This window comes from Microbispora sitophila (genome assembly GCF_014892245.1).
GTDB classification, from domain to species: domain Bacteria; phylum Actinomycetota; class Actinomycetes; order Streptosporangiales; family Streptosporangiaceae; genus Microbispora; species Microbispora siamensis.
This window is the reverse complement of the sequence record NZ_JADBGC010000034.1, coordinates 1,923-12,222: the sequence shown is the minus strand read 5'-3', so window position 1 is coordinate 12,222 and position 10,300 is coordinate 1,923. Positions and strand designations below refer to the sequence as shown.

General features: G+C 70.1%; 12 protein-coding genes. 5 read left to right on the top strand and 7 right to left on the bottom strand.

Going from position 1 to position 10,300, the window contains the following annotated elements:
* The 3 genes from IL992_RS40385 to IL992_RS40375 form a co-directional block, all read right to left on the bottom strand.
* On the bottom strand, window positions 1-354 hold a 354-nt coding region (locus IL992_RS40385), incomplete at its 3' end, for a DUF742 domain-containing protein (RefSeq protein WP_193208578.1).
* Window positions 355-357: 3 nt separating this feature from the next.
* Window positions 358-786 carry a roadblock/LC7 domain-containing protein gene (locus IL992_RS40380; protein WP_193208577.1) on the bottom strand — a complete coding sequence of 143 codons (429 nt, stop codon included), beginning with the start codon at window positions 784-786 and terminating at the stop codon, window positions 358-360.
* Window positions 783-3,482, bottom strand: a complete 2,700-nt coding sequence (locus tag IL992_RS40375) for a sensor histidine kinase (protein ID WP_319019137.1) — start codon at window positions 3,480-3,482, stop codon at window positions 783-785. The genes IL992_RS40380 and IL992_RS40375 overlap by 4 nt, the downstream gene beginning before the upstream one ends.
* A gap of 482 nt (window positions 3,483-3,964) precedes the next feature.
* Here IL992_RS40375 and IL992_RS40370 point away from each other — a divergent pair, with 482 nt between their 5' ends.
* Genes IL992_RS40370 through IL992_RS40350 form a run of 5 tightly spaced genes read left to right on the top strand, consistent with a single transcriptional unit; the run spans window position 3,965 to window position 8,362 of the window.
* Window positions 3,965-4,942: an ABC transporter substrate-binding protein gene (locus tag IL992_RS40370; protein ID WP_193208576.1), complete on the top strand. Its 978-nt coding sequence runs from the start codon at window positions 3,965-3,967 to the stop codon at window positions 4,940-4,942.
* A complete protein-coding gene (locus IL992_RS40365) occupies window positions 4,939-5,712 on the top strand; it encodes an ABC transporter permease (RefSeq protein ID WP_193208575.1) in 774 nt (257 codons plus the stop codon). The genes IL992_RS40370 and IL992_RS40365 overlap by 4 nt, the downstream gene beginning before the upstream one ends.
* Window positions 5,713-5,714: 2 nt before the next feature.
* Complete coding sequence (locus IL992_RS40360) at window positions 5,715-6,524, top strand: ABC transporter permease (protein ID WP_193208642.1); 810 nt, start codon at window positions 5,715-5,717, stop codon at window positions 6,522-6,524.
* A 12-nt stretch (window positions 6,525-6,536) separates the two neighbouring features.
* Window positions 6,537-7,352 (top strand): ABC transporter ATP-binding protein, encoded by an 816-nt coding sequence (locus IL992_RS40355; protein WP_193208574.1) that lies wholly within the window; start codon window positions 6,537-6,539, stop codon window positions 7,350-7,352.
* A gap of 5 nt (window positions 7,353-7,357) precedes the next feature.
* The gene (locus IL992_RS40350; RefSeq protein WP_193208573.1) at window positions 7,358-8,362 is read left to right on the top strand and encodes a methyltransferase; all 1,005 of its coding nucleotides are present in this window, start codon (window positions 7,358-7,360) and stop codon (window positions 8,360-8,362) included.
* A gap of 28 nt (window positions 8,363-8,390) precedes the next feature.
* On the opposite strand, the gene IL992_RS40345 is transcribed toward IL992_RS40350, so the two are convergent.
* The 4 genes from IL992_RS40345 to IL992_RS40330 form a co-directional block, all read right to left on the bottom strand.
* Window positions 8,391-8,954 carry a GTP-binding protein gene (locus IL992_RS40345; RefSeq protein ID WP_193208641.1) on the bottom strand — a complete coding sequence of 188 codons (564 nt, stop codon included), beginning with the start codon at window positions 8,952-8,954 and terminating at the stop codon, window positions 8,391-8,393.
* A gap of 7 nt (window positions 8,955-8,961) precedes the next feature.
* Entirely contained in the window at window positions 8,962-9,399 is a 438-nt protein-coding gene (locus IL992_RS40340) for a DUF742 domain-containing protein (RefSeq protein WP_193208572.1), read from the bottom strand.
* Between the two features lie 118 nt (window positions 9,400-9,517).
* Window positions 9,518-9,940, bottom strand: a complete 423-nt coding sequence (locus IL992_RS40335) for a roadblock/LC7 domain-containing protein (protein WP_193208571.1) — start codon at window positions 9,938-9,940, stop codon at window positions 9,518-9,520.
* Window positions 9,940-10,300: hypothetical protein (locus IL992_RS40330; RefSeq protein ID WP_193208570.1), on the bottom strand; the 361-nt coding region annotated here is incomplete at its 5' end. The genes IL992_RS40330 and IL992_RS40335, both read right to left, overlap by 1 nt.

The following is a 10,300-nucleotide window of genomic DNA, read 5'->3' as shown; positions in this document are numbered from 1 at the left end:
ATGCACCAGCCCCTCCGCCGCCATGTCCGCGATCACCACGCGAACCACACCCAGCGGAATCCGCAGCAACGCCGACACCTCGGCCACCGACCGCACCTGACGGCACAGGGAGGCGATGGCCCGATGTTCCGGGGGCCTCGTGGACAGGTCGTAGTGCGTGGTCGTGGCGGAGGAGACCAGCGCCTCCAGCGCGAGTTGCATGCGGGGCGTCGTACGCCCGCCCGTGACGGTGAACGGGCGGACCGGAGACGCGGGTTCCTGGGGGACCGGGGCGCCGGGCTGCCGTCCCCACGGGTCCGCACCGGGTTCCTGACCCCACGGTTCCGCGCCCGGCGGCTGTCCCCACGGATCCATCCGTCACCTCCGCGGATACGACACGGATTGGAGCTCGGCGCGGACCGCGGGGGTCAGCACCTGACCCGCCCGCTCCACCAGCAGCGTCATCTGATAAGCCACCAGACCCAGATCGGAGTCCGCCGCCGCCAGCACCGCGAGACAGGACCCGTCACTGATCGACATGATCAGCAACAACCCCCGCTGCATCTCCACCACCGTCTGCGTCACCGGGCCACCCTCGAACACCCGCGAGGCACCCTGCGTCAAACTGATCAACCCGGCCGCCACCGCCGCCAGCTGATCCGCCCGGTCCTTGGGAAACCCGTGCGAGAAGGCCAGGGGCAACCCGTCCGCGGAGACCACGACGGCGTGCGCCACGCCGGGCACCGAACTCACGAAATCATCGATCAGCCAGTTCAGGCCGCGTGCGCCCTGGCTCAACTCACTCATGCGCCGTCCCCTTTCGCGGTCGGATAGCCCTCGTCCTCACTCAGTTCGCCCCTGGCCACCGCCCGGCCCTGCCGTACGCCCTGCTGCAGGCTCGCCAGCCGGCTGCGGGCCCGGTCGGGCGACAGGATCGGCTGCGAAGGGGCGGGCGCCGCCGGCGCCGCGCCCGGATCTGCCGACCCGGGCACCAGGTTGGCCTTCGGCACCCGCTTGGGCAGACCCGACGCGGTCGTGCCGTCCGAGGCGGGCTTCTCGGTGGCCGCCGCCGCGGCCTGCCACCCGGCGTCCATCGACGAGGTGTTCTGCCAGCCGGATCCGGTGTCGGTGGCGGGAGCGCGCCGGAACCAGGCGGACTCGACGGAGGCGAAGATCGGCAGATACTCCTCGGCGGGCGGCCCGGCCTGTGCCCCGCCCTGCGTGACCGGGGCGCCGTGTATCGGACCGGAGATCGAGATCGGCCCGGTCGACATCGGCGACGCACCCGAGCCCAGAAGGGGGACGGGCCCGGTCATCTTGGGCAGCGGGCCGGTGGCCGCCTCGTCGGGCACCGAGTCGAACCGGCGTCCGCGCAACCGCGTGAGCGGATCCTGCGCCGGAATCGGCGGGGAGATGGACGGAGGAGCCGACGGGGAGATCGACGGGGAGGGCCCGCCCCAGGACGACTGGCCGGGCTGGGAGCTCCAGGCGGAGGCGAAGGCGTCCGAGTAGGACTGCTGCCCGTAGGCCGGCCGGCCCATCAGGGTCTCCGGCAGCAGGACCATCGCGGTCAGCCCTCCACCGTCGTGCGGCCTGAGCTGCACCCGGATGCCGTTCCGCATGGCGAGGCGGCCGACCACGAACAGGCCCATGCGGCGGGACACCGACACGTCCACGACCGGCGGGTTCGCCAGCCTCCAGTTGGCCTGGGAGATCTCCTCCGCGGTCATCCCGATGCCGGAGTCGGTGACGGAGATCATCACGCCCCCGCCGTCGATCCGGTTGCCCGAAACGACCACCCGGGTGTCGCGGGCCGAGAACGACAGCGCGTTCTCCACCAGCTCCGCCATGAGGTGGATGACGTCGTTGACGGCCTGGCCGGCGATTGAGACGTCCGAGGGGAAGTTCAGCACCACCCGCTCGTAGCCCTCGACCTCCGACAGCGAGGCCCGCAGGACGTCGGTGATCTCGACGGGCTGGCTCCAGCGGCGCGCGGGCTCCTGCCCGGCGAGGACCAGGAGGTTCTCACTGTTGCGGCGCATGCGGGTCGCCAGGTGGTCGAGCTTGAACAGGTTCGCGAGGCGCTGCTCGTCCTGCTCACCCTGCTCCAGCCCGTCGATCAGGGTGATCTGCCGCTCCACCAGCGTCTGCGTGCGCCGCGACAGGTTCACGAACATCGCGTTGATGTTCCCGCGCAGCCGGGCCTCGTCGCCCGCCAGCCGTACGGCCTCGCGGTGGACCTCGTCGAAGGCCCGCGCGACCTCGCCGATCTCGTCCGCCGACACCACCCCGATCGGCTGCACCTGCTGGGAGCCGGCGGAGTCCGACTCGCGCAGGCGCTGCACGAGGTCGGGCAGCCGGTGGCCGGCGATCTCCAGCGCCTCGCTGCGCAGCCGCCGCAGCGGCCGTACGACCGAGCGGGCCATGACCGAGGTGATGAGCAGGACCACCAGCAGGACGGCGGCGACCAGGATCACGTTGACCGCGGCGACCCTCTGGTCGGACCCCTGGAACTCCACGCTGCGCGAGATCACCGAGCGGGCGAGCGCCAGGTTCACCTTGTGCATCTGGTCACCGGTCTCGGTGATCGCGTCGAACCAGGTGTCCACCGCCTGGCCGCCGGGCTCGATCCGGCGCAGCGCCAGGCCGTCACGGGTGAGGCTCAGGGCGAGCGCGCGCAGGTATTCGGCCCGGTCGACCTTCTGGCCGGTGACGGTGTCCGAGAAGAGCTGACGCTGCGCGAGCGTGGCCTGCGCGAGGAACGCGTTGCGCTCGCTGACCTCGCGGGCGCGGGCGGCGGTGAACGCGTCGATCTCCGCGGTCTCGAACCGGTCCCGCACCAGCGCGGCGGTCAGAAGCGCACGCTGCTTGGAGATCTCCTCCTCGGCCCGCGCGAGCGAGGCCATCGACTTGAGGCCGGCGATGACGCCCTCGTCCACCGCGCCCTGCACGGTCTCGTCGTACAGCCGCAGCGCGTCGGCGACGAACAGCGAGTACTTGTCGATCGCCGGCAGCGCGGGAAGCCTGCTCTGCAGGATCGTGCCGCGCAGCGCGGTCAGCTCGTCGAGACGGCCGCGCAGGCGGACGAGGTCGGCGCGGCCGATGTCGCCGAACGCGTCGCCCGCGGTATCCGCCTTCGACCGCACCCGCTGCGCGGCCGCGTCGACCGCCGCCTGCTGCTCGCGGATCAGTGAGAGCATCGTGCCGCCGCGGCGGTCCATCGCCACGTAGCGGGCCGTCAGGTCGCGCTCGAGCTGCAGCTCGTGGACGAAGTCGCCGATGCCGACGATCAGCTCGGCCACGTCCTGCACCCGCTGGTATTCGGCCGCGCTGCTGATCGAGGAGGCCACCCGCAGGCCTCCCAACGTGACCGCGACGGCGGTCGGCACCAGGATCAGCGCCAGCAGCCGGGTGCGCAGCCGCCAGTTCTTCAGCGCCAGCGGGCTGCCGGCGTCGTGCCCGGGCGGCTCGGGCGGCTCCGGTTGTTCCCCTTGATCCGCCACGGGCGCCCCGGAGCCGGCCTGCAGCGGGGGCGGCTTCCGTTCACTACGACGACCGCTCTCGACTGTTGCCGTCCTCACTGGTGCAACCTCACGCGGTTCTTCTAGATGGGATTCGGACCTATCACTCGGGATACCTCCCACAAGACATCGGCAATTGGAGCATAAGGCGACGAGATAGACCAACCTGTCGAATCATTTGGCACGTTCCAGGCGACGAGACTTTCGTGCGACGATGCACGGTGAAAGCCTTTCCCGAGCATCCACCGGCGGCGAACAGCATTTCCGAATGAGGTTCCGGACATGTATCGGTCCAAACCGCCACACCCCAGGTTACGGGGCATAGTGGATTTACTGACAAGTTTGGTGACATAGGGCTCTTAATCCTGTTATCTCGGTTTAAGTCCAGCTACGCTTCTCGCCCGTCGCCCGGTGCCGCCATCTCCCGCCCGGGCGCCTTCACTTCCCCCATCTGAGGAGACTCCATGAGGCTGACGGGTCGCAGAACCGTCATCGGCGTCATAGCAGCGTTGACACTCACCGCCTGTGGCGGTGCGGATACGGATACGACAGCGGCCGGCAATAACGGACTGGAAAAAACCACCCTTAAAGTCGGCATTCTCCCCATCGCGGATGTCGCGGCGCTGTACATCGCGACGGAACGAGGTTTCTTCAAGGCCGAAGGGCTGACCGTAAAGCCCGAAATTGTGGCGAGCACTCAGGTCGCCATCCCGAAGCTGGTGAGCGGTGCGGTGGACATCACGCTCGGCAACTACTTTTCGGTGCTTTCAGGGCAAGAGGCGAAGATCGCGAACTTCCGCATCCTTGCCGACACTTTCCAGGCCAAACCGGATGTCTTCGACATCGTGGTGAAGAAGGACTCACCAATCCAGTCGGTGAAGGACCTCAAGGGCAAGAAGATCTCGGTCGCGTCGTTCAACAGCATCGGCACGCTCGCCGTCGACTCGACCCTGCGGGCCAACGGGCTGTCCCCCAAGGACGTGACGTACGTACCCGCCGCGTTCCCCGACGCGCCGGGCAAGCTGGCGTCGGGCCAGACGGACGCCGCCTGGCTCACCGAGCCGTTCCTGACCGGCGTGCAGAAGGACATGGGCGCCCGGAAGATCGCCGACACGATGACCGGAGCGATGGCGGACTTCCCGATCGCGGGCTGGACCACGACCGAGCCCACCCTGTCGAAGTACCCGAAGACGATGGCCGCCTTCCAGCGCGCGATCGTGAAGGCGCAGCAGATCGCCGACTCCGACCGCAAGGCCGTGGAAAAGGTGCTGCCGACGTACACGAAGATCACTGCTGACGCGGCCTCGATCATCACGCTCGGCGCCTACCCGTCCACCCTGAACGCGACGCGCATCCAGCGGGTGGCCGACCTGATGCTGGAGTACGGCTACCTGAAGGCCAAGATGGACGTGAACCCGCTGCTGGTGCCGATGCCGCAATGATCCTCAGCAGAGTGGCCCGCGGCGCCGCCGGCGTCGCGGTCCTGCTCGTCGCCGCGGAGGTCGCCGGCCGCACCGGCATCCTGGACACCCAGATCATGCCTCTCGCGTCCACGGTGCTCGCGGGGGCCGCGGGGCTCGCCGCCGACGCCGGGTTCCTACGCGACGTCTCGGCCACCGTAGAGGTGTGGGCCGAGGGCCTCCTGCTCGCCACCCTGCTGGCCGTACCGGCCGGAGTGCTGCTGGGCAGCCTGCCGAGGGCGGAGACGGCGCTGCGGCCGGTGATCGAGTTTCTCCGGCCGATCCCCTCGGTCGCGCTGATCCCGCTGGTCGCGCTCATCGCTGCCGCCGACGGCGCGATGAAGGTCACGGTCATCGTCTACGCCGCCTGCTGGCCGGTGCTCGTCAACACGATGTACGGCCTGCACGACGTGGACCCCGTCGCCAAGGACACGATGCGCGTCTTCGGCTTCGGCCGCCTGGCCGTGCTACTGCGGGTGACGCTGCCGAGCGCCGCGCCGTTCGTCCTGACCGGCGTACGGCTCGCGGCCTCGGTCGCGCTGGTGGTGGCGATCAGTGCGGAACTGCTCGCCGGCGGCGAGGGCGGCATCGGCGTCTACATCGTCAGGGCCGGGTCCGGCTATCGGATCGACCTCATGCTGGCGGCCACGGTGTGGGCCGGGCTGATCGGCCTGGTCGTCAACGCGCTGCTCGTCCGGGCCGAACGCGGCCTGTTCCGCTGGCACGCCGCACGCGCGGGGGTGACCCAGTGACGATGACCGTCGCGAACGGCAGCCGGTTGCGCGGGCTCGCCCTGCAGCTGTGGACGGTGCCCGTCGTCGTCGCCGTTTGGGAGGCCGCCGCCCGCGCGGCGGAGTCGGTCTACTTCCCACCGCCGTCGGCGATCCTGGCCCGGCTGCGCGAGCTGTGGTTCTCCGGGCCCCCGGCCCGCCTGTTCCTCAGCGACGCCGCCCTCGCCGACTTCCTGCCCAGCCTCGGCCGGATGTTCGGCGGCTGGGGGCTCGCCTGCCTGGGCGGGATCGCCCTCGGCGTGGCGATCGGCCGGTCGAGGACGCTGGCCGGCTACGTCGACCCGCTGATCGAGTTCGGGCGGGCGATCCCGCCGCCGACGCTCATCCCGCTGTTCGTCGTGCTGTTCAAGGCGGACACGCGGATGCAGGTCGCCACCATCGTGTACGGCGTGGTCTGGCCGGTCCTGGTCAACTCGGTGGACGGCGCCCGCTACGTGGACCACCTCCACATCGAGACGGCGCGGGTCTTCGGCCTGTCGCGGACCGAGCGGCTCATCCGGGTGATCCTGCCCGCGGCGGCGCCGAAGATCTTCGCGGGGCTGCGGCTGAGCCTGTCGCTCGCGCTCATCCTGATGGTCGTCGCCGAGCTCGCGGGCAGCGCGACCAGCGGGATCGGCTACGAGCTGCTCTACACGCAGCAGAACTTCGACCTCCCGGGGATGTGGGGGACGATCGCGTTGCTCGGCGTCCTCGGCTTCCTCCTCAACTCGTCGTTCCTCGTCGTGGAACGGCGCACGCTGTCCTGGCACCGGCGTGCCGGGCGGACGAAGTGAGGTGACATCACCGTGCTCGACGTCGTCAACTTGACCCACACCTACGGCAACGGCCCGGACGCCCACCGGGCGCTCGGCGGAATCGACCTCAGTGTCCCGGAGGGCCAGCTCGTCTGCGTCGTCGGCCCGTCGGGCTGTGGGAAGTCGACCCTGCTGCGGTCGATCGCCGGGCTCGTACGGCCGACCGGCGGCGAGGTGCGCGTCAAGGGCCGGCCGGTCACCGCGACGCCGGACGACCTCGCCGTGGTCTTCCAGGACTACAGCAGGTCGCTGTTCCCCTGGATGTCGGTCCGCGACAACGTGGCGCTGCCGCTGCGGCGGCGCGGCCTCGACCGGGCGGCCCGCCGCACGGCGGCGGCCGAGGCGCTGGCGGCGGTGGGGCTGGAAAGCGCCGCGACCAAGTATCCCTGGCAGCTGTCCGGCGGCATGCAGCAGCGGGTGGCCATCGCGCGGGCCCTCGCCTACCGTCCCTCGCTGCTGCTGATGGACGAGCCGTTCGGCTCCGTCGACGCCCAGACCCGCGAGGACCTGGAGGATCTCGTCCTCGCCGTACGCGAGCACCACCGCATGACGATCGTCCTGATCACCCACGACATCGACGAGAGCGTCTACGTCGGCGACCGGGTGGTGGTGCTGACCAGTGCGCCCGCCGTGGTCGCCGCCGACCTGCGGGTCGATCTGCCCGGTCCCCGCGACCAGATCGGGACCCGGGAGCTGCCCGCCTTCGTGCACCTGCGGAGCGAGGTGAGCCGCCTGGTGCGCGGCAGACCCGAGTTCAGCATGACCCCGCCTCACATAACGACCCCTTCACATATCGACAAGGAGTAGTGGACGTGACAGAACCCAGCAGCGTCGTGTGGGAGCTCCTGCGCGGGGCCTACCGGGCCGCGGCGCTCGGCGCGGTCGTCGACCTCGACTGCGCAGGCCACCTGAAGGACGGGCCGCTCACCGTCGAGGAGCTCGCCACGCGCTGTGGCGCGCACGCGCCGTCCCTCGCCCGCCTGCTGCGGACGTGCGCCGCCAGCGGGCTGTTCACCTCCGTCTCCCCCGGCACGTACGCGCTGACCGACGCGGGCCGGCTGCTGGTGGACGGGGTCCCCGGCTCGCTGCGCACGGCCGTCCAGACCAACACCACGCCCACGCTCTCGTACGGCATGCACAACCTGGCCACGACGGTGCGCCAGGGACGGTCGGCGTTCGTCGAGAAGTACGGCGTGCTCTACGACCACCTGGGGACCGACCCCGAGCTGAACCGGATCTTCAACGACTTCATGACCCAGCGGTCGCAGCCGATGGCCGACGGGGTGGCCGCGAGCTACGACTTCTCGTCGGTCAAGACGCTGGTGGACGTGGGCGGCGGCCGGGGCCACATCCTGGCGACGGCGCTGCGGGCCAACCCGCACCTGCGCGGAGTGCTGGTGGAGCTGGCGCACGTCCTGCCGGACGCGCGGGCCGCCTTCGACGAGTGGGGGCTGTCGGAGCGGGTGGAGCTCGTCGAGGGCGACTTCTTCGCGTCCGTCCCCGCGGGTCACGACGCCTACCTGCTGGGCAGTGTGATCCACAACTGGGACGACGAGGACGCGACCCGGATCCTGCGGGTGGTCCGCGAGGCCATGAGCGACGACGGCCGGGTGCTGCTGGTGGAGATAGTCCTGCCGGACGACGACTCACCGCACTTCGGCAAGGACCTCGACATGCGGATGCTGGGCCTGTTCGGGCAGGGAAGGGAGCGCAGCAGGTCGGAGCACGACGCTCTGCTGCGGGCGGCCGGGCTGCGCCTCGCCGGCGCCTACGACCTGCCGTTCCACGCCACCCTCATCGAGGCGGTCCGCGCCTAGACCGGTGACTCCCGAGCCGGGGGCCGCGTCAGGCGCGCCCCCAGCCGGGTACGGCGACCCGCATGGTCAGCGCGTGTTCGACGAGGGTGATCAGGGTGCTCTTGACCGATTCACGGTCGCGGGCGTCGGTGCGGACGATCGGGATATGCGGCGACAACGTCATCGCCTCACGCACCTCCTCCTCGGCGTGCGGGTACTGCCCGTCGAAGCCGTTGACGCCGACGACGAAGGGCAGGCGCGCCTCCTCGAAGTAGTCCACCGCCGGGAAACTGTCGGCCAGCCGCCGGGTGTCGACCAGCACCACCGCGCCGATCGCCCCTTTCACCAGGTCATCCCACATGAACCAGAACCGATGCTGACCCGGCGTACCGAACAGATACAAAATCAAATCCCGGTCCAGCGACACCCGGCCGAAGTCCATCGCCACCGTCGTCGTGGTCTTGTGCGGCACCAACCCCACATCGTCCACGCCCGCCGAGGCGTCGGTCATCACCGCCTCGGTCGTCAACGGCACGATCTCCGACACCGCCCCCACGAAGGTCGTCTTCCCCACGCCGAAGCCCCCGGCAACCACGATCTTCGTCGAGGTCAGACCCGGGCTAGAGCCTGCGAAGTCCACTGAGCACCCTTTCCAGCAAGTTCAGATCCGGCTTACCGGCCTCCAACTGCGGCTGATGCACATGCACCAGCCCCTCCGCCGCCATGTCCGCGATCACCACGCGCACCACACCCAGCGGAATCCGCAGCAACGCCGACACCTCCGCCACCGACCGCACCTGACGGCACAGCGTGCTGATCGCCTGGCGTTCCGGAGTGAGCATGGAGATGTCCTGGTGCATCACCGTGGCGGAGGACACGAGTGCCTCCATGGCGAGCTGGAGCCGCGGTGCCGTACGCCCGCCGGTGACGGCGTACGGCCGCACCAGTGAGCTCTGTTCCGTCGGCGCCGGCGTCGGGACGGGGTTCGTGCCGCCGTACTGCCGGTGGGAGTCGTCCACCGGCGGATAGGCCTCGTTGTTCCAGCCGCCGCCTACCACAGCGTCCTCCTGACCTGCTCGCTCTCACTCCGGAACCCGGCGGCCGCCCCGGCCGCCCGCTCAGGGCGTCTTTCCCGATCTGTCCTCCACCGCGTGCCTCACTTCGCGGAGTCTTCCGTCACCGCGGGTGGGATGCCTGGAGCTCGGCGCGAACCGCGGGGGTCAGCACCTGACCCGCCCGCTCCACCAGCAACGTCATCTGATAAGCCACCAGACCCAGATCGGAATCGGCCGCCGCCAGCACCGCAAGACAGGACCCGTCACTGATCGACATGATCAGCAACAACCCCCGCTGCATCTCCACCACCGTCTGCGTCACCGGGCCACCCTCGAACACCCGCGACGCACCCTGTGTCAAACTGATCAACCCCGCCGCCACCGCCGCCAGCTGATCCGCCCGGTCCTTGGGAAACCCCTCCGAGAACGCCAGAGGCAACCCGTCCGCCGACACCACCACGGTGTGCGCCACACCCGGCACGTTGTTCACGAAATCGGTGATCAACCAGTTGATGCCGCGTGCGGCCTGACTCATTTCCCTCATCAGTCCTCCTTCTCACTGTCCTGGGCATCGGGCATGCCCAAAGCCGCCGCCCCGGGATATCCCTGGTCCTCCCCGGCCTCCCCGCGAGCGACCGCCCGGCCTTGCCGGATGCCCTGCTGGAAGCTGGAGAGCCTGCTGCGCACCCGCTCGGGCGAGAGCACGGGCGGGGGCGACGGCGGGGTAGCCGCCGCGGCGGGCTCCGCGGAGGGAACGGGAGACGTAGCCGAACCCGGCACCAGGTTGGCCTTCGGCACCCGCTTCGGCAGACCCGACGAGGTCACCCCGCCCAGGGCCGGCTCACTGGCCGCCCTGGCCGCCTGCCAGCCGGCATCCGCCGGAGACGACCAGGTCGTCTTGGTC